Origin of the sequence: Alexandriicola marinus (assembly GCF_004000435.1) — a bacterium.
GTDB lineage: Bacteria > Pseudomonadota > Alphaproteobacteria > Rhodobacterales > Rhodobacteraceae > Alexandriicola > Alexandriicola marinus.
The window spans coordinates 821,970-839,855 of sequence record NZ_RBVZ01000002.1; the positions used below are offsets into that span (position 1 = coordinate 821,970).

At 60.6% G+C, this 17,886-nt stretch carries 20 protein-coding genes; 8 read left to right on the top strand and 12 right to left on the bottom strand.

Annotation, left to right across the window (positions count from 1 at the left end; translation table 11 throughout):
* Positions 1-222: 222 nt before the first annotated feature.
* The gene (locus tag EP376_RS10395) at positions 223-1,248 is read right to left on the bottom strand and encodes an AraC family transcriptional regulator (RefSeq protein ID WP_127655465.1); all 1,026 of its coding nucleotides are present in this window, start codon (positions 1,246-1,248) and stop codon (positions 223-225) included.
* A 109-nt stretch (positions 1,249-1,357) separates the two neighbouring features.
* On the bottom strand, positions 1,358-2,338 hold the full coding sequence (locus EP376_RS10400; RefSeq protein WP_127655466.1) for an NAD(P)-dependent alcohol dehydrogenase: 981 nt from the start codon (positions 2,336-2,338) through the stop codon (positions 1,358-1,360).
* 97 nt (positions 2,339-2,435) lie between these two features.
* Here EP376_RS10400 and EP376_RS10405 point away from each other — a divergent pair, with 97 nt between their 5' ends.
* Positions 2,436-3,320, top strand: coding sequence for a LysR family transcriptional regulator (locus EP376_RS10405; protein WP_127655467.1), 885 nt, complete (start codon positions 2,436-2,438; stop codon positions 3,318-3,320).
* 13 nt (positions 3,321-3,333) lie between these two features.
* Here the strand turns inward: EP376_RS10405 and EP376_RS10410 are convergent, their stop codons facing one another.
* From EP376_RS10410 to EP376_RS22975, 5 genes are all read right to left on the bottom strand, one after another.
* The gene (locus EP376_RS10410) at positions 3,334-3,708 is read right to left on the bottom strand and encodes a hypothetical protein (RefSeq protein WP_238928717.1); all 375 of its coding nucleotides are present in this window, start codon (positions 3,706-3,708) and stop codon (positions 3,334-3,336) included.
* Positions 3,709-3,799: 91 nt separating this feature from the next.
* The gene (locus EP376_RS10415) at positions 3,800-4,309 is read right to left on the bottom strand and encodes an anthrone oxygenase family protein (protein ID WP_127655468.1); all 510 of its coding nucleotides are present in this window, start codon (positions 4,307-4,309) and stop codon (positions 3,800-3,802) included.
* A gap of 67 nt (positions 4,310-4,376) precedes the next feature.
* Positions 4,377-5,204 carry an NmrA family NAD(P)-binding protein gene (locus EP376_RS10420; RefSeq protein WP_127655469.1) on the bottom strand — a complete coding sequence of 276 codons (828 nt, stop codon included), beginning with the start codon at positions 5,202-5,204 and terminating at the stop codon, positions 4,377-4,379.
* Between the two features lie 118 nt (positions 5,205-5,322).
* Positions 5,323-6,321: an AraC family transcriptional regulator gene (locus tag EP376_RS10425; RefSeq protein WP_127655470.1), complete on the bottom strand. Its 999-nt coding sequence runs from the start codon at positions 6,319-6,321 to the stop codon at positions 5,323-5,325.
* A 40-nt stretch (positions 6,322-6,361) separates the two neighbouring features.
* Positions 6,362-6,502: a hypothetical protein gene (locus EP376_RS22975; protein WP_164744905.1), complete on the bottom strand. Its 141-nt coding sequence runs from the start codon at positions 6,500-6,502 to the stop codon at positions 6,362-6,364.
* A gap of 180 nt (positions 6,503-6,682) precedes the next feature.
* On the opposite strand from EP376_RS22975, the gene EP376_RS10430 reads away from it, so the two are divergent.
* From EP376_RS10430 to EP376_RS10460, 7 genes are all read left to right on the top strand, one after another.
* Positions 6,683-7,294: a ribonuclease D gene (locus EP376_RS10430; RefSeq protein ID WP_127655471.1), complete on the top strand. Its 612-nt coding sequence runs from the start codon at positions 6,683-6,685 to the stop codon at positions 7,292-7,294.
* Between the two features lies 1 nt (position 7,295).
* Positions 7,296-8,264, top strand: coding sequence for a KpsF/GutQ family sugar-phosphate isomerase (locus tag EP376_RS10435; protein ID WP_127655472.1), 969 nt, complete (start codon positions 7,296-7,298; stop codon positions 8,262-8,264).
* A 17-nt stretch (positions 8,265-8,281) separates the two neighbouring features.
* The gene (locus tag EP376_RS10440) at positions 8,282-8,875 is read left to right on the top strand and encodes a hypothetical protein (protein WP_127655473.1); all 594 of its coding nucleotides are present in this window, start codon (positions 8,282-8,284) and stop codon (positions 8,873-8,875) included.
* Between the two features lie 85 nt (positions 8,876-8,960).
* Positions 8,961-9,374, top strand: coding sequence for an LptA/OstA family protein (locus EP376_RS10445; RefSeq protein WP_420837128.1), 414 nt, complete (start codon positions 8,961-8,963; stop codon positions 9,372-9,374).
* A 3-nt stretch (positions 9,375-9,377) separates the two neighbouring features.
* On the top strand, positions 9,378-10,136 hold the full coding sequence (gene lptB, locus EP376_RS10450; protein ID WP_127655475.1) for an LPS export ABC transporter ATP-binding protein: 759 nt from the start codon (positions 9,378-9,380) through the stop codon (positions 10,134-10,136).
* A 238-nt stretch (positions 10,137-10,374) separates the two neighbouring features.
* Complete coding sequence (gene hpf / locus EP376_RS10455; protein ID WP_127655476.1) at positions 10,375-10,938, top strand: ribosome hibernation-promoting factor, HPF/YfiA family; 564 nt, start codon at positions 10,375-10,377, stop codon at positions 10,936-10,938.
* Positions 10,939-10,977: 39 nt separating this feature from the next.
* Positions 10,978-11,442, top strand: coding sequence for a PTS sugar transporter subunit IIA (locus tag EP376_RS10460; RefSeq protein WP_127655477.1), 465 nt, complete (start codon positions 10,978-10,980; stop codon positions 11,440-11,442).
* Positions 11,443-11,458: 16 nt separating this feature from the next.
* Here the strand turns inward: EP376_RS10460 and EP376_RS10465 are convergent, their stop codons facing one another.
* Genes EP376_RS10465 through galU form a run of 5 tightly spaced genes read right to left on the bottom strand, consistent with a single transcriptional unit; the run spans position 11,459 to position 17,757 of the window.
* On the bottom strand, positions 11,459-12,892 hold the full coding sequence (locus EP376_RS10465; protein WP_127655478.1) for a sulfotransferase family 2 domain-containing protein: 1,434 nt from the start codon (positions 12,890-12,892) through the stop codon (positions 11,459-11,461).
* A 3-nt stretch (positions 12,893-12,895) separates the two neighbouring features.
* Entirely contained in the window at positions 12,896-14,593 is a 1,698-nt protein-coding gene (locus tag EP376_RS10470; protein WP_127655479.1) for a DUF5927 domain-containing protein, read from the bottom strand.
* On the bottom strand, positions 14,590-15,600 hold the full coding sequence (locus tag EP376_RS10475; protein WP_127655480.1) for a glycosyltransferase family 2 protein: 1,011 nt from the start codon (positions 15,598-15,600) through the stop codon (positions 14,590-14,592). The genes EP376_RS10470 and EP376_RS10475 overlap by 4 nt, the downstream gene beginning before the upstream one ends.
* A gap of 48 nt (positions 15,601-15,648) precedes the next feature.
* The gene (locus EP376_RS10480) at positions 15,649-16,836 is read right to left on the bottom strand and encodes a glycosyltransferase family 4 protein (protein ID WP_127655481.1); all 1,188 of its coding nucleotides are present in this window, start codon (positions 16,834-16,836) and stop codon (positions 15,649-15,651) included.
* Between the two features lie 27 nt (positions 16,837-16,863).
* Positions 16,864-17,757, bottom strand: coding sequence for a UTP--glucose-1-phosphate uridylyltransferase GalU (gene galU / locus EP376_RS10485; protein ID WP_127655482.1), 894 nt, complete (start codon positions 17,755-17,757; stop codon positions 16,864-16,866).
* Positions 17,758-17,886: the final 129 nt, after the last annotated feature.

A 17,886-nucleotide genomic window follows, 5' to 3' on the forward strand; every position in this document is an offset into this window, starting at 1 on the left:
TGCATGAGCGCGGCGTCGGCAGGTACCGGCGCGCCATCATGAATGAGTGTGTGCGCGGCATTGCCCGAACCGACCGTCGTGCGGACGAAACCAGCGCCCGGGAGGATGCCTCGTGTTTTCATTGCTTTCCCCGTTTCGATATCGAGAAAGCAGGTAACCGGTCGCCGTCAGTCACGGCATGACCGCAGGCATCAATGAATTGACACTTCGTAGCAGATCGGATCAGGCGGCCCGGTTCAGATAGGCGGTCGGGCTGAGCCCCGTCCACCGCTTGAAGGCACGGACAAATGACGACGCTTCGGAAAACCCCAGAAGGTAGGCGGTTTCGTTCACGGTCACCTTCTGACCGCCCAGATATTCCATCGCCATGCGTTGGCGCAGGTCATCGTGGATTTCGGCAAAGGTGACACTCTCGTCCCGGAGCCTGCGATAGAGGGTCTGACGGCTCATCCCGATGTCCCTCGCCACCCGATCCATCGAGATCGTCCCCTCGTGCATCCTTGGCAGGATCCGCGATTCAATCCGGGCGCGGATCGATGTTTCCGACTGCAATTCTTCGAGGATCGCGTCGGCATGACGGGTGAAGATGCCAAAGGCATAGGCGTTTCCCGGCTCGAACAGCGTGTCCGGACTGTCCCAGACGGGATCGATCTGCAGCGCATTGCGGCGCGCGTTGAACTGGACGGGCACCCGGAACAGGTCTGGATACTGATCCGCGTGCGGCGGGGGCGGATAGGTGACCTCAAGCCCGATTTCGAACGTCGCGTCCGGAAAGGACCGGCGGAATTCGCTGATGAACCGTGCGAAAGAGGCCTCGACCCCCAGATACTGATCATGCGGAACGATCTGATGATCGACGATCCAGAGCCCGGCTTCCGTGTGCTGCAACTCGAAGCGGTCCGTCCCCGGCGGCAGATCAACCTCGACCATGAGGTGCAGATAGCGGTTAAGCTGTTCGATCGAATGACGCAGCGACGCGGAACTGTGCACGATCTGCCCGACGACCGAAATGGTTTCGAGCTTCGATTCCAGAGTGTGCCGCAGCAACAGGGCCGTCTCCCCGGTTTGCTGGACCGCGGCCAAGATCAGCGCCTGATACGAGGCCGCGGGGATGCGATTGTCCTGATGCGAAAGATCAGTCTCGGTCAGCTCGCTCGCGGTCAGGAGAGCTTCCCGGTTTGCACCGTGATCGCAGGCATAATCTGCGAAGGCCGCCGCAAAGCCTGCTGCCATTGTCTGCGCCGTCACGATACTCGCCTCATCCCGGATTGATCTTCGCAGACTACGGTCTGTGTTCCTCGTCAATCAAGAGACACGGGGCTTGCCCGGTAGATTAGGGCACGAGGTGATCACTGCCCTAGACGACGACGACATTTCCGCGTTTGCGGCCCGTTTCGACATATTCGTGGGCTTCGACCAGATCAGAGAGCGGATAGGACCGATCCATCACGGGCGAGAAGCGGTTCTCGGCCATCAGAGCGAGGACTTCCGACAATTCTTCGCGATGGACCTGTGGCTTTGACATGCCGGCCGCGGCAAACTTGGCCTTCTTGTGCCCGATACATGCCGTCAGGATCATGTCCCGCAGCAGCCCGAGCCCCAGAACCGGGCACATATACCGCCCCCCCTGGCCAAGCGCAGGTCTGGCCGCCCGGTACGATGAAATCCCAAGCGTGTCGAAGACTACATCGTAGCCGGCCCCTCGCGTCAGGGGGTCTTCGGCCCTGTAGTCGACCACGTGATCCGCCCCGATCGACCGAAGCAAGTCTGCGTTTCGTGCGCTCGCACTGGCCGCCACCGTCGCGCCGAGCGCCTTGGCGAATTGAATGGCCGCCGTTCCAAGGCTTCCCGACCCGCCAAGGATCAGAACCCTGTCGCCCGGCTGAACCTGCACCACGCGGGTCAGGAAGTGCCACGATGTCATTGCCCCATCAAACAATGTGGCTGCTTCTTCGTAGGTGACGGTATCGGGCTTCTTCAGAATGCTGCCGCCCTCATCGATGCAGATGTGCGAGGCATTGGCCCCGAACTGAAGGCCCGCTTCGCCAAAGATGGCGTCGCCGACCCGGAACTGGGTCACGTTGTCGCCGACCGCAACGACATCGCCGGAAAAGCAGGTTCCGACCAATCCGGCGCGCGGACGCGAGAGGCCCAGAAACAGTCGCGCGAACTTCGGCTGCCCGGCGCGCATCATGCCGTCTGCGCGCGAGACCGCAGAGGCGCGGATGCGAACCAGAACTTGCCCGGCTTTCGGCGTGGGCACCGGCCTTGTGACAGGTTTGAGGACGGCGGGCCCACCGTAGCGGCTGACGTCCCAAGCATTGAATGTGACTTCCATGATAATCTCCTTTCTTGACTGCGACAGGAGATACCGGATTTAAATTGATCCAATAACTGTCTGAAGTAATCCGCTAAGGTTCGAATATGATACACTCATGATGGATTGGAAATCGCTGCCCGCGTTTCTTGCCGTGGCGCGGACCGGGTCCCTTCGGGCCGGGGCAGAGCAGATGGAGGGCACTCACGCCACGGTGCGCCGTCAGATCGAAGGGCTTGAGGCGCAACTGGGAACGACGCTGTTTCGCAGGACCGCGGGCGGGCTGATCCTGACGCCGGCGGGGCGGCGTTTGTTGCCGCAGGCCATCGAAGCAGAAGCCGCTCTGCTCAAGGGGTTCAGCGCTGTCAAAGGGCTGGATCGTGAAGCCTCGGGGCGCATCCGGCTGTCTGCCGATCCGATGACGGCGCATTATGTGCTTGCCCCGGTTCTGGCGGATTTCGCAGCGCTCTACCCCGAGATCGAGATCGAACTGAAGCTGTCATACTTCCTCGACTCGATTGAAAAGGACGAGACCGACATCTCGATCCGCCATGTTCTGGAGGTTGAGGAAGACGCCGTCGGGCGAAAGCTTTTCCCGCTGTCGCTGGGTGTCTTCGCGTCCCGCAGCTATATCGACGTCGAATTGCCGAAGGCCGGTCCGAAAGGAAAGGGGCTGAGCTGGATCGGGTACGGAGAAGTGCCCGAGATGCAAGAGATGATTGCGGCCACGCCATATGCGCAGGCCCGCATTCGGCACATCGTCATGGACCCGCAGATGCACCTGCATCTGGCCCGCGCCGGCGCGGGGATGACGCTCCTGCCCAATTGGGCTCCTTCGGTGTTTCCGGAATTGCAGCGCGTGCCGGGAACCCGGTTGGATCAAAGGCGCTCAACCTGGATCCTCTTGCACGGGTCGCTGCAGCGTGTCCGGCGCGCGCGGCTTTTGATGGATTATCTCAGCGCAGCCCTGCTGGAGCGGCGTGCCGATTTCATCGGTCAGTGAAAAGGTCAGTCGGCTAGAGCCACAGGATCGCAAGTGCGAGCGCCAACAGCACCGTCATGACCGGCGCCCAGAGTTTGCGTTCCGCCGCGGACGGCGTGATCCAGTTCAGAACGGTTGAAACGACCATGACGCCCAGGGCGGGCCAAGCTGTCCAGCGCGGCCAGTTTGGCCAAGAGCCATCGGCCGACAGGATCGCCAAGGCGGTGGCCGCCAGGATCACGATCGAGAGCGCCGCAACGATCCTGCCCGAAAGCGGCAGGGGGCCGTCGACCTGGCCGCCCTGGGTCAGCCGACCCCAAGGGGCGCCAAATATCAGGGCGACCTGAAAGCCGATCACCCCAAGGATCATGAGAGAAAAGAGATAAGCCATGACAACAATCATATCCATTCAAGCGCCTCCGGATCAATCAAGGCAGACGGCAGACGTTCGTTGAGGGGCGGTGCAGACGCGATGCGCACCACCCCTCCGTGATCATCCATCATACAGGCCGGGCTTGGTTCTGGGTCGCCCAAAGCAGCCCGAAAAGCAGCAGCGCAGCGGATGCGGCGCAGGCGATCGTCCGAACCGAGTTCCAGAAGGTCCAGCGCGGGACATAGGTCTGGAGCCAGTAGGCCCGGGTTGTGTCGGACGACATCTCCATCCCTGCCAGCGCCTCGTTCATCGGGACGTTGAAGACGACAGTGACGCCGAAACACCCGATAAGGTAGACGAGACCCGCCAGCAGAATCAGCGTTCCCGCCGGGCCAGACAGGCCAAAGGCGCCATAGCCCGCAAGGATCAGCGAAACGGCTGCCATGCCCAGAAACAACGTCATGAAGACCCAGCGAAAGACCTCGCGGTTCAGGATCTGCATGGCCTCGACGCCGCCGTGTCCCCCGGTCAGCGCGAGAGAGCGCATGATGAAGTCAGAGAAGGCCAGGAAGACGCCCGCGACGATGGCGTAGGCGAGAATGGCGAATTGGGAGAGAAAGAAGAAAGTGGTCGACATGGTCGCAACTCCGGATTGGGTTGTTGCGGCAGGAGACCGAGGTCTCCTGCCTTTGGTGTGAGGAGGATCAGGCGGCGACAGACCAGGTGCCCGTGGCCATCGCGGTCTTTGCGAATTCCGCAAAGTCACGGGGTTTGCGGCCCAGCGCCCGTTCAACGCCATCGGTCACATGGGCGTTGCGACCGTCGAGAGTTTCCCGTGCAATCGAGGTGAAGATGTCAGCCACGAACTCACCACCGGAGGCCGCGACATTGGCGTGGAAGTCATCGAAGCTGATCGGCACGTATTGGATCGGACGGCCCAGCGTCTCGGTCAGCACTTCGGCCATCTCGGCGAATGTCATCAGGCGTGGGCCGGTAACCTCGTAGCGCTCGCCCTGATGGCCGTCTTCGGTCAGGGCGGCGACCACCACATCGGCGATATCGTCAATGTCGATGATCGGCTCGGGCATGTCGCCGCCCGGCATCGGCAACGCGCCACCAAGGATCGGGTCGCGCAGATAACCTTCGCTGAAGTTCTGCGCGAACCATGCAGCCCGCACGATAGTGAAGGGTATGCCCGAGTTGCGAACGACCTCTTCGCCTACGGTCGCGAAATGCTCGCCCCGGCCCGACAGAAGCACGACATGTTCCAGCCCGCTGTCCGCCGCGACCTTGGTAAAGGCCTCCAGCTTTTCGACGGCACCCGGAAAGGCGAGATCAGGGAAATAGGTGACGTAAGCCTTGGAGACACCTTTCAGAACAGGGGCCCAAGTGGCCGGGTCTTCCCAGTCGAAAGGCGTCTCCGAGCGCCGCGCACCGCGCCGGACGGCCACGCCCTTGGCTTCGAGTTTGGTAACAACGCGGGAGCCGGTCTTGCCGGTGGCGCCGATGACGAGGATGGGGTGATCAGTCATTTTCGTTCTCCTTGGGTCAAGTTGATGACCAAGGTTTAGAAAGACTGCCCGCCGCCGGTATTGACCGCGCATGCCAGGGTTTTGACACCGGCGGCCAACCTCGCCGGTCAAGCGCGGCTTATCTGAGAGACTTCCGATAGGCCGCCGGCGTCACGCCCATCCAGCGCTTGAAGGCGCGGTTGAAGGCGCTTTGCTCTGAATATCCAGTGAGGAACGCGATCTCGGACAGCGCGTAGCGTTCCTCCTGCAGCATGGCGATGGCGATCTCGCGACGGGTCTCTTCCGTCAGGCTCTGAAAGCTGAGCCCGTGTTCCGCGAGGCGGCGGTGAAAGGACCGGGCGCTGAGCCCCAGCCTGCGCGCGATATCCGTCATCTTGGGCAGACCTTCGCTAAGCGCGCGCGCGATTTCGCTTTTGGTCTGCATCTGCAGGGCGGGCACGTCGCTGATCTGGGCAAGCTCCTGATCGAGGTGGGAGTCCAGAAACCGCGTGATCCCTTCGTCACCAAGAATATTGGGTTCCGACAACGACTGTCGGGACAGGAGCATCGCATCCTTGTCTGCCCCAAAGTGAACCGGACAGCCGAAAAAGGCCTCGTGATGGGCCAACGTGTCCGGCGCGGCATGCCTGAAATAAACCTCGAGTGGGGCGAATGGCCTTGGCGACACCTGACGGCTCAGCGACACACCGCTGGCCAGATCAGCTTCGATCGAGATGCGCATGCCCAGCCGCCGCGGACCTTCGCGGTGTTCGATGAACAGAACGCCTGCATCCGTTTCCTGCAATTCGTATCGCGCGACACTGGTCCAGAGCCGCCAATACCGTGCCACGCGCGAAAAGGAACCGCGCAGATCGGGGGCGGCCTTCCAGGCAAGGCCGAGGGCGCCATATTCATCAGGGCGCATCGCCGCGCCGGCATTCAGGGGCAGCGACATGATGTCCATCTGCTCGGCCATCATCTCGATCATGCGGTAGAAGTCGCCCTCATCCAGCATGTGACTTGGGTCCCACGGTCCGTCCAACTCCAGCCCCGCGACGTGAAGGACGGCCCGTGCATCGATGTCGTCGCCCGCAACGCCCACGACCTTTCGGGCAAAGAGTGATGTTACCTGACCCATGGAGTCAGGGTAGGCGGATCGAAAGCCTGATCCAAGGGTATCAGCGCGTGCCGATGGCGTTCGTCGTCGCCAGCACGACTGCACAGGCCACGACTTCGCCCGGCCCACCACCACAGCCATGCCCGGCTGGGAACTTGGCCGTTGGCACGGATGTGACCGGGCCAGCCGAAAGGCGTCTCATGGGTCGCACCGGGTATCCGCTCACGCGGAAGGGACAGGTCTGGACATTCCAGGAGGGCGCGGACAAGTATGCGCGCTGATTTTCCGATTCCCCGGATCAGGGATGGACAGTCAAGAGCAATAAGAAGAATAGGTTGGCGCTTCTTCCGAGCACCATGCCTTTCACCAGAGCGAGGGACAGATGGCGAACCATCTATATCAGGGCGACCTGCCCGACGGGCTTGATCTTGGTCCGATTGTCGCCATCGATTGCGAGACGATGGGTCTGAACCCGCACCGGGACCGGCTTTGCCTGATCCAGATGTCGGGCGGTGACGGGGAATGCCATCTTGTGCAGGTGGGCCAGGGTCAGACAGCCGCGCCGAACCTGACCCGGATGCTCGAGGATCCGAATGTCCTCAAGCTGTTTCACTTCGGACGTTTCGATATCGCGGCCCTTGAAAATGCCTTCGGGGCGCAGACAGCGCCTGTCTATTGCACCAAGATCGCCTCGAAACTCGTGCGCACCTTCACCGACCGGCACGGGCTGAAAAACCTGCTTCAGGAGCTGTGTGGCGTGGATATCTCGAAACATCAGCAGCAAAGCGACTGGGGGGCGGAAAACCTGACCGAGGCGCAGCTTGATTATGCCGCGTCAGACGTCCTCTACCTGCATCAGCTGAAGGCGCGGCTTGACGAGATGCTGGCCCGCGAGGGCCGCACCGAAATGGCGGCCGCATGTTTCGAATTTCTGCCGATGCGGGCCCGGCTAGACCTCAAGGGGTGGCCCGAAATCGATATCTTTGCCCACTGACATGGCTGATGCCCCGGATCATCGCGAGATTGGCCGACGTGTGATCCTTGAAGAGGCGCGCGCACTTGACGTGCTGGCCGACGGGCTGAGCGTCGAATTCGACGCGGCGGTCGAGATGATCCTTGCCGCCGAAGGACGGGTGATCGTCTCGGGCATCGGGAAATCGGGTCATATCGCACGCAAGATCGCGGCGACACTCGCCTCGACCGGGACGCCCGCCCATTTCGTACATCCCGCCGAGGCCAGCCATGGTGATCTGGGGATGATCCAGACCTCGGATATCGTGCTGGCCGTTTCGAATTCCGGCGAGGCGCCCGAACTGGCAAACCTCGTCGCCTATGCCCGGCGGTTCGGCATCCGTCTGATCGGGATGTCCAGTAATCCCGAAAGCACGCTGATCGCGCAATCCGACCTCGCCCTGATGCTGCCCAGCCTTGGCGAAGCCTGCGGTCATGGCGTCGTGCCGACGAATTCAACGACCATGACCCTTGCCCTCGGGGATGCGCTGGCAATCGCGCTGATGGATGCGCGCGCCTTCACGGCGGAGCATTTCCGGGACTTCCACCCCGGCGGCAAATTGGGTGCCCGGCTGTCGCGCGTGGGGGATTTGATGCATGCCGGCGAGGCGGTCCCCCTCGTCGGAACGCACACCCCAATGAGCGATGCCCTGCTGACGATCTCGCAGAAGGGCTTTGGTGTTGTTGGTGTTCTGGACGAAGACGGCTATCTTTGCGGCATCATCACTGATGGCGACCTTCGGCGTCATATGGCCAACCTGCTCGACAACATGGCGGGTGACGTCATGACACGGGCGCCACGAACAATTTCGAAAGGCGCGCTTGCCGAAGAGGCAGTGTCGATCATGAACGACGCCAAGATCACCTGCCTCTTCGTTGTCGATCCTCCCGGATCCGGCAAGGTCGCGGGCATTCTTCATATCCACGATTGCCTGAGGGCGGGCGTGGTCTGAGCAATCCGGAGGCAGACATGGACGGGGCCGACAACCTGTATTCCCGCATTGTCACCGGCCTCAAGATATTGCTGCCGCTGGGCGCGATCATGCTGTTGTCGACGATGTTCCTCTTTGCGAGGAAACCATCCGAGGACCCCACGTTACCCTATGCCGAAATCGAGGATATCGCGCGCGAGCCGCGGATTACCGATCCGTATTTCGCGGGCATATCGGATGACGGATCGATCATCGCGATCGCGGCCGACGAGGTCAGGCCGGACCCGGACCAGGCCGACGCCTTCGAAATTTTTCGCATCCGCGCCGAAATCGATGCCACCGACGGAAGCCGGGTCGTCGTTGCCGCCGGGCAGGGGCGCATCGACCCAAGGGCACAGAGTGCCGTTCTGGATGGGCTGGTCCGGATCAGTTCTTCCTCGGGCTACGTGATGGAAACAACAGGATTGGCAGCAGACCTTCGTGCAGGCACGATCGTCTCGAATGGCCCGCTCGAGGCACAGGCGCCCTTTGGGAGCCTGACCGCAGGGCGCGTCATCATCGGGCCAGAAAGCGACGGCAATGGTCAACAGATAGTGTTCGAAGGCGGAGTTCGACTTATATACGAGCCATGACAGGGGAGCGTTGGTTGTGCGACTTGCTGCAATTATTGTTTTATGTATCGGATTTGTCGGAACCTCCGCCTCATCCCAGACAGACATCTCTTTGCGAGGACTTGCCGCGGACCCGACGGCCGCAGTCGAGATAACGGCAGATGCGCTTACCGTGAATCAGGGCAGCCGGTCGGCGGTTTTCGCCGGCAACGTGGTGATCGGTCAGGGCGAATTGCGGATCGCTGCAGGCCGTGTCGAGGTCATCTACAGCGACGAAACAGGCGATATCGCCCGGCTCGACGCCTCGGGCGGGGTAACATTTGCAACCGAGACGGAGGCCGCCGAAGCGACCGGCGCTGTCTATGACCTGACAAGCGGCATTCTGACATTGAACGGTGATGTGCTTCTGACTCAGGGGGCAAGCGCCCTTTCGGCTGATCGGATGGTCGTCAATCTGAACGACGGCACGGCACAGATGGACGGCCGGGTGCGAACCGTGTTCGGCCAGACTGGAGAGTGATGCTTGTCAACGCGCGCTGATTTGAAGGTGACCGACGGGCGGGGCGGGCTTGAGGTTCGCAACCTCAGGAAAAGCTATCGGAACAGGCCCGTCATCCGCGACCTCGGGCTTGAGTTGCACCGGGGCGAAGTCGTCGCGCTTCTTGGCCCCAACGGATCAGGCAAGACCACGTCGTTCTATGCGATCGCCGGATTGGTAAATGCCGAGGGCGGTTCGATCATCGTGGACGGCCGGGATGTCACCGGTCTGCCGATGTATCGTCGGGCAAGGCTGGGGATCGGCTATCTTCCACAAGAGATGTCGATCTTTCGGGGCCTGTCGGTCGAGGATAACATCAAGGCGATCCTCGAGATCAGCACGCCAGACCGCACGGGCCGGCGCGAACGGCTAGAAGAACTGCTGAGCGAATTTTCCATCGAACACCTGCGCCGGGCGCCCGCGCTTGCCCTTTCGGGCGGCGAGAGGCGCCGGGTCGAGATCGCCCGCTGCCTTGCCGCCGATCCGAAATACGTTCTTCTGGATGAACCGTTTGCAGGCGTGGACCCGATCGCCGTTGGCGAAATCCGCACGCTTGTCGCCGCGCTGAAGGAACGCGGGCTGGGCGTGCTGATCACCGACCACAATGTCAGGGAAACCCTTGGGATCGTTGATCGGGCCTATATCCTGCATGACGGTCAGGTCCTGATGTCAGGCACCGCCGACGAGGTGATCCGCGACGAAAATGTGCGCCGGGTTTACCTTGGTCAGACCTTCTCGCGTTAACCTTTTTTCCTTCGTGCGCCGCGACGCAGACGTTGACAAGGCGGCCCTGCTTGGGGCCGAATGAAGGGGATGAAACGGTTTCTCTCCATGCGCATCGCTGGCCCGGCATTCCTTGTCGGAAGACGGCCAGTCGCAAGGAGAACCGCGCCATCATCACCAACTTAGCCGCGATTCTCGGATGGCGGACCCACGGGTCCATTGTCCCTGATTCCCTGCGCCCAGAACTCAAGGAGGACCGATGCGGTATCAGATCAGCGGAAAACAGATCGACATTGGCGAAGCACTGCAGACCCATGTTCGAACGGAACTCGGGGAAATGGTCGAAAAATATGCGGGCCGTCCAACCGAAGCGCAGGTTGTCTTTTCGAGGAATGGCCACGAATTCGCCTGCGAGACCGTGATCCATCTGTCAACGGGCCTTACTGTGCAGGCCAAGGGGCGCGCGCACGAGATCTATGCTGCCTTCGATTCCTGTTCCGAAAAGATGGACAAGCAGTTGCGCCGCTATAAGCGCCGGTTGAAAGACCATCACAAAGACCGGGCGGTACCCGTTGAACTTTCGGATGCCGGCTCATATATCCTCGCGCCAACAGGAGAAGACGAATCGTCCGAAGCAGACACCAACCCCGTCATCGTGGCGGAGATGCAGGCCAAAATCCCGTCACTCTCTGTCGGCGATGCGGTCATGCAGATGGAGTTGGCACATGCACAGGTGCTCGTCTTTCGAAATGAGAAGCATAATGGGATAAACGTCGTCTATCAGCGTGACGACGGAAATGTTGGCTGGATCGATCCGAGCTAGGATCGCGGTCCACCATCGCAGCACCGGAGAGACCTGGACATGCAGTTGTCGAAGATTCTTCGACCGGAATGCGTCAAGCTCCTGAACGGAGCGACAAGCAAGAAGCGGTTGTTTCAGGACATCGCCGAGCTTGCCCAATCCGTCTATGGACTTGGTCAATCGCAGGTTCTGGACGCGCTTCTGGAACGCGAGACACTGGGGCCGACAGGTGTCGGGCAGGGCGTCGCCCTGCCCCATGCGCGGCTTCATGAGATCGATCGGGTCTGCGGCCTGTTCTTCCGGCTTGATCGCCCTCTCGAATTCGAGTCGGTCGATCGTCAGCCGGTCGATCTGGTCTTCACGCTGTTCGCACCCGAGAATGCAGGCGTCGAGCATCTCAAGGCACTTGCCCTCGTGTCGCGCACGCTCAGGGATCCGGGGATTTGTGCAAAACTTCGGGCGAATGACGATGCGCACACGCTCCATACGATCCTGACCGAGACGACTTCGTCTCAGGCGGCCTGACGTTCAGGCCCGCATTTCAGGCCCAGTTTCCGAACGAAAAACTGTCGTAGTCGCGACCCACAGCCTCCCGGGTCGCGGCCTCGATCTCGGCATCATATATCTTCTCGAGCGCCGGTCGGTGAGGATCGGTCTGATCCGGAATCGGAGGCGGATTCGATAGCCCGACCTTGTGCGCCAACCGAACCAACTCCTCGGCCATTTCTTCTTCGCGAATGATCATTTCAGGCGGAAGGAAGTTCGTCATCCCCTGCAAGAGACCGGTTTGCGAAGACCATGCCTGATCGATGCGCAGATTCGTCTGGCCATTGAGATTGGCCTTCACGAAGGCGAGGAACGCCTTGAACCCGTTTCGATGCGCATCGATGTCATAGTCTGACCCAAGCTTGCCCTCGGGCAAATCCAACCCGAAATGTTGCCGAAGGTTCTGCCGGATCTCGGGAAAGGCGTTGGGCCCGCTCGCCGGAAGGATACGTTCGCAATAGGCGGCATGCGCCCGGGCGACGGGATGGCGGATCACCGTGAACGACCTGTGTCCGGCATGATCGGCCTTCCACCGTCTGAGCGTCTTCTGGTTGAATTTCTCGAGCAGGTCCTTGCCGTCATCCAGCGCGCTGAGCCATGCACGGACGGTCGCTTCGGGACCAGAGCGGAGGGTCTGATAAATGAGCGGGGATTCCGGCGCCGCCACATAGTGCGGGATAAGTGCACCACGGCGCGGTTCGAAATTCGGGGTCCGGGTCAGGTTGAACCGATCGATCCCGGCCAGACCGCGTTCCATCTCGGCATAGTTGGTGACCTTGTCTTCAAGCGGCTCGGGGTTCTGTTTCTTGAGCTTCTTGTCCAGCCCCTCCAGCCGGGCGGGCACCCCAAGCCACGATGCGATCCCGTTCATGACGGCCACATCCTGCAAATCTTCATAATCAAGGTAGAACGCTGTCTGCCCCGTTCTCTGAAGCGCGTTCAGAATGCGTATCTGAAAGTTCTGGATCGCCTCGGCGTGCTTTTCGAATTCGGCGGCATCAAAGCGGATCTTCTCTGACCTCGCGTGTTTGACATTCGTCAGCTTCCACTGGCCGGTGGAGGCCGCGATCTTGCGGCTGACATAGCTTTCGACGGGATTGCGCGTCAGCACGATCTTGGCGCAGCGCGGATCGTTCAGGATCGTGTCCAGGATGCGCGGGTCGTGATCGTTGAAATAGCGAAACCCGCTGATCACGGTTTCGCGCCCGGCCCGTTCGGCCTTGATCGCGGCGATCAGTTGCTTGGGGTTGACGTCCCGCTCGGCCTGCGTGATCCCCAAGACCTCGGTCCGGTTCGGATAGCCGATGAAATGCGGGTTGAAGGCCTCACCATGGCAGGTGACACCATCGAAGGCATTGAGATTTGATTCGAGAAAATTCGACCCTGTCCGCATTTCGGCAAAGACGACGAAGTAGTCAAATGAGGCCATATTCTACCGAACCAGATAAGGTTTGCGCTTGCGCGGCTGTTCGTGTTTTGGCGGCGGATCGACGGGGAAGTCACCCATCAGATAGGGGTGCATGCCCTGGTTCTTCAGGTTTTGCAGGAACTGGCCAAAGCCGGTCAGATCCACCATCCGGGGGGCCTCAGTCAGCTGGGGCAACCCTTTGGTCGCGATCTGATCGACCACGCTTTGCAGGGCCTCCATCGGCGATTCGATGAATTCCGCCATCGTCCAGATCCGGATACGCGCCTTGGCATAGGGTGAGCGGAGTGCATGAAGGTGATCGGCCTCGATCCGCTGAAGATTGGCGGCCTCGACCCGCAGGTCAGCGAAGTTCCGGTTCGACTGAAACAGCGGCACCGCCCATGCGCCCGAGATGACAGAAATATGGGCATTGGGATCCTTGGCAATTTCCCAGCTGATATCCTGCGTATCGCGGGGGCCATACTGAAAACACTGGCGTTCACCCCGGGTGTTCCAGATCAGGTTCGTCAGGAACATCCACGCATTGTGATCGCGCAGGGCCGCGCTGTCGGAGAGAGCGCCTACGAACGTCTTTTGACGACCCTCGAACTCCACCCTCTCAGGGTCGAACAGGTGACCATGGACCCGGGTTCCGGTAGCCCGGGCAAGCCAGCTTTCGAAATCCTCGAACAATTCGGCAAAGCCTTCGAAGACGGAATAGGGTGCCGACGACACTCCGTTTTCCCAGTTGGGATTCGGGAACCGGCTTTGCATGTAAAGACCGGGCCGCCCCTGTGTGCGCCGTTCGACGGCCTTGGCGAAGATCCGGTCGATCTTGCCCGGGTTTGGCTCGGCCAAGGCACCGCTATCGCGATCCGCGTTGAGAAAGTTGTCATAAAGCCTGTCGGCATGGGGCCAGATCTTGCGGGCGACAAAGCAATCAGACCGGCGCAACAACTGAAGGTGATCGTCATAGAAGATGTGCGGCTTGCCCTGAAAATCGAACTTCGACAGGGTCAGGGAGCGACTTTCGATCTTTTGCGAGTAAAGACGCGACAGTGTCTGGAAATAGCTCTCATCCGGGATCCAGACCTTTCGGAAATAGGCGTCATAGGTTTCGCGTTCCGGATCTTGCAGGATCGCCGACAACGTCCGCCGCGTCAGGCACCACCATTGCGACCCCATGTGAGGCAGGATGCCTTCGGGGATGCGCCGGCCGAACCCGATCCACCGCTGAAATTTCACATACCTGTCAAACAGCCGGCGGTGCCGCTTCCATGAGAACGGAAACCGAAGGGTGAAACGTTCTTCCGACAGGCCACCCACCGTCCAGGGCACATCTGCGGTCGTCGCACTTTCGATGAAATCGGTGTCGGGCCGACTGTCGAGGTAGGATCGCAATTCCGACGGATGCCGCAGCGGCAGACACGATCCCGACGCCAGATAGACGTGCCGGACCTGTGGAAAGGATTCCAGCATGAGTTCCGACGCGGCCTGTGTGCCGGCGACGATCCCCCAGGTGCCCCATTCACATCGGTGCCGTTTCGAGAACAGGACCTCGTCGAGGTCCGACAGGGATTGGACGAACGCGTCATGGATTTTCGAGGAGACCGACTTGTCGACATGCACGACAACGGGGCACCCGGCGGCGACCCAATACCGGATCACCTGCTCTGCCCGATCGAGCGCGGTATGAACCAGCATGACGACCCCGACCGTCATGCCCAGTTCCCCTTCGACATCAATCCGAGGATCTCAAGCTGGCGCCAGTTGATGTATTTCTCGCTCCACTTGCACCAGAGGTCAGGGTTCTCGGACAGACCCGCGGCATAGGCGCGGTATTCGTGGCTGGCCGCATAATGCTGTTTGCGGGTCAGCTCCTCACGCGCCTTTTCGGTAAATGTATCCAGAAATTTGGTGTGAAGCAGAACGCCCGATGCCTTTTCACCACCCCATTCGTCATAGACGAGGTTCAGCCCCCGCGGCAGAAGCATATGGGTCGAGCTGACATAGGCATACCGCCGGTCCCACTTGACCAGCGGTATCTTGTTCAATGCAGGCGCACGGGCCGGGTTCTCGGGGAAGAACATCCGCGCGCGCGGGCCGCCCTGGATCCACAAATTTCCGAAACGAGCGTTCCTGGTGATGGTGTAATTGCCGGCATCGAACCAGCACGCCGTTTCAAGGGGATCGTCGCCGGGACGATACTTGTTCTGATCGATCCGGCCCTTGGGATACATGTCGAGAAGCATCGCGCCGAACGACTTGATCGATGATGCATCGAGCCAATCCGTAAGGGCCTTGAGAGGACGGGTATCGCAGAACGGATAGACCAGCAATTCGTCGGGATCGACGACAAGGCACCAGTGCTTGTGACCGTATTGCCATTGCAGCCAGTTCAGCCAATCGACACCGAACCTTGCCCGTTTGTAGCTGGCGTCGGTGGTCCAGAGAGAGACGTCAGGTTGACTTGACAGGTATTCGCGCCCGCCATCGTCACTCCCGTTGTCGACCATCAGGAAATGGCGAACCCCGATCCCGCGATAATACTCGAGGAAGTGCTTGAGCCGGGGATACTCGTTGCGAAACGTCGAAAAGACCAGAATGTCCGAAGGTTCGATCAGATCGGTCCTGTCGTTGACACGGGTCAGCTGACGCCCCTTGCGCCACGCCCTGATCCGCCAGCGTTTCCGCTGCAACCTTAGCCGATATGACTGAAGCAGTCCCAATCGTGTCCCTTGCCGCCCTAGTCGAGGATGTGCCGGTCGGAACGAGTATCATGCATCTCTTAATGCGATCCTGAAGTGGTTATCCCAAGTATGCACTTTGAAACCCTGCACTTGAACTCGTTTAGACCCGTCTCGCCTCGAATATTCCTCTAAAGTTTTTTTCCATAGATAGCGGTCGGTGACCGGCAGGTAAACGCCCGCATTCCCCAGCGTTTCCCGAAACACCGCCAGATCAGAACAGATAACCGGCACGCCGAGGGCCGCTGCTTCGATTGCGGGCAGGCCATAGCCCTCGGCCAGCGATGGAAAAAGAAGGGCCTGCGCCTGTTCAAGCAGCGTTCGAACCTGACCGTCGGTCAGCCCGCCAAGCTCTGTCACGCGCGGCAATCCGGCATCGAGCCGGGCAAAGACGTCTTCGTTGCGCCAGCCTCGCCGTCCGCAGATAAAAAGCTGCGGGCCCTTCCCATCGAACTCCTCCCAGATATCGAGAAGGAGGACATGGTTCTTCCGAGGCTCGATTGTGCCGAGAACCACGAACAGTGGCCGGGACAGGTCGATCCCATCGGGCAGACGTTCGGCAGCTGGGGCCTCTACACCCAGATGTGCGGCGATGACAGGCGGGCAGCCGTCACCCAGATGCCGCAAGATATCAGCCCGGCTGGCCTCCGTCGGGGTGAGGATCCGATCCGCCATCAGAGCCGCCAGTCGCAGCTTGTGCCCGAAGGCATCAACACTGCCCGGTCGTTGAAGATCAGGTAGATCCAGCGGGATCGTATCGTGGATCATCACGGTCACCCGGGCATCGGGGACCGTGCGAACCGCCGCAAAGACCTGCCGATCGAAATTGCTGTGCCCGACGTTCAGATAGCTGATCCCGGACGGCAGATGCCGTTTCAGCATCCGACCGAGGTTGCGGGGCAGGCAACGCTCAATGGCCTGGGCGCGGGCATGGCTCTGACCAGCCTGCCGCGCCCGGTCAAGTTTCAAGGACAGTCGTGACAAGAGGTCGGGCCTGCCCCAGTCTCCGGTCTTCGTGGCAGCGACAACGGTGTCGAGACCTCGCCTGTCCAGAAGCAGAAATCCAAGGGACGTGCGGACAAGGGCCCAGATCGGGTCACCGCGGGCGGAAAGCGCTGTCGCATAGGCCAGCTCGACCCGATCCACCCCGGTAAGGCCCCGGCCGGACCGTGAGACAAGTCGTGTCAGATCAAGAAGACGGGGCCGCGCCTCCGACATTGTCAGACCGGCCGGGCAGGATGCGCTCTATTGCGCTGCATTCGGCAGGGCCGCCATTTCGGACAGATAATGCGAGAACTCGTCCCGAAGTTCGGGGCGCGCAAGTCCGAAGGCGACAGTCGCCTGAAGGAAGCCCGCCTTTGAGCCGCAATCGAAACGCTGTCCCCGGAAACGATATCCAAAGACGTCCCGCCCCTGGTTGATCTCTTCCGCGATGGCGTCGGTCAGCTGCAGCTCGTTGCCGGCCGAGGGCTTGATCTTGTTGAGATTGCGAAGGACCTGAGGGGTCAGGATATAGCGCCCGATCACGGCAAGGTTCGACGGCGCGGTTCCGGCCGGGGGCTTTTCGACCATCCCCTTGACCGAAACAACAGAGCCGTGATCCTCGTTCAGGTCGAGCACGCCGTAGGAAGAAACCTTGACGTCAGGAACCTCCATCGCGGCCACCATCGAGCCGCCGGTTTCGGCATGCGCCTCGACCATTTGCTGAAGGCAGGGTGTCTCGGCGGCGATCACGTCATCAGGCAGCATCACGGCGAAAGGCTCGTTCCCGATCAGCCGCCGGGCACACCAGACAGCATGGCCAAGCCCCAGCGGCTTGTGCTGGCGGATATAGGCGATGGCACCGCTGTCCATGTTGGTGGACCTCAGGGTCTCGAGAAGCTCTTCCTTGCCGTCCTGCCGGAGCTTGTTCTCAAGCTCGGGCGCGTGGTCGAAATAATCCTCGAGAGCAGATTTTCCGCGTGACGTGACGAAGATGAACTCCTTGATCCCGGCGGCGCGCGCCTCGTCAATGGCATATTGGATAAGCGGCCGATCGACGAGAGTCATGATTTCCTTGGGGACGGACTTTGTTGCCGGGAGAAACCGAGTCCCCATCCCCGCAACCGGAAAGATCGCTTTCGTAACTCTCTTGCGCATAAAAATTCCTCGCCAGACAATGCTTTCCGCGTAACGACCCTTACTGCTTGCCGCCTTGTCAGGCAATGCACGCGACGGCTCTGTTTTTGACTACGCGCAATTAATGGCCTTTCAATGCAACTTTGTTGC

Coding starts and splice junctions, on each gene's coding strand:
- EP376_RS10400 (WP_127655466.1), bottom strand. CDS start 2,338: ATGGAAGTCACATTCAATGCTTGGGACGTCAGCCGCTACGGTGGGCCC.
- EP376_RS10405 (WP_127655467.1), top strand. CDS start 2,436: ATGATGGATTGGAAATCGCTGCCCGCGTTTCTTGCCGTGGCGCGGACC.
- EP376_RS10410 (WP_238928717.1), bottom strand. CDS start 3,708: ATGGATATGATTGTTGTCATGGCTTATCTCTTTTCTCTCATGATCCTT.
- EP376_RS10415 (WP_127655468.1), bottom strand. CDS start 4,309: ATGTCGACCACTTTCTTCTTTCTCTCCCAATTCGCCATTCTCGCCTAC.
- EP376_RS10420 (WP_127655469.1), bottom strand. CDS start 5,204: ATGACTGATCACCCCATCCTCGTCATCGGCGCCACCGGCAAGACCGGC.
- EP376_RS10425 (WP_127655470.1), bottom strand. CDS start 6,321: ATGGGTCAGGTAACATCACTCTTTGCCCGAAAGGTCGTGGGCGTTGCG.
- EP376_RS22975 (WP_164744905.1), bottom strand. CDS start 6,502: ATGAGACGCCTTTCGGCTGGCCCGGTCACATCCGTGCCAACGGCCAAG.
- EP376_RS10430 (WP_127655471.1), top strand. CDS start 6,683: ATGGCGAACCATCTATATCAGGGCGACCTGCCCGACGGGCTTGATCTT.
- EP376_RS10435 (WP_127655472.1), top strand. CDS start 7,296: ATGGCTGATGCCCCGGATCATCGCGAGATTGGCCGACGTGTGATCCTT.
- EP376_RS10440 (WP_127655473.1), top strand. CDS start 8,282: ATGGACGGGGCCGACAACCTGTATTCCCGCATTGTCACCGGCCTCAAG.
- hpf (WP_127655476.1), top strand. CDS start 10,375: ATGCGGTATCAGATCAGCGGAAAACAGATCGACATTGGCGAAGCACTG.
- EP376_RS10460 (WP_127655477.1), top strand. CDS start 10,978: ATGCAGTTGTCGAAGATTCTTCGACCGGAATGCGTCAAGCTCCTGAAC.
- EP376_RS10465 (WP_127655478.1), bottom strand. CDS start 12,892: ATGGCCTCATTTGACTACTTCGTCGTCTTTGCCGAAATGCGGACAGGG.
- EP376_RS10470 (WP_127655479.1), bottom strand. CDS start 14,593: ATGACGGTCGGGGTCGTCATGCTGGTTCATACCGCGCTCGATCGGGCA.
- EP376_RS10480 (WP_127655481.1), bottom strand. CDS start 16,836: ATGTCGGAGGCGCGGCCCCGTCTTCTTGATCTGACACGACTTGTCTCA.
- galU (WP_127655482.1), bottom strand. CDS start 17,757: ATGCGCAAGAGAGTTACGAAAGCGATCTTTCCGGTTGCGGGGATGGGG.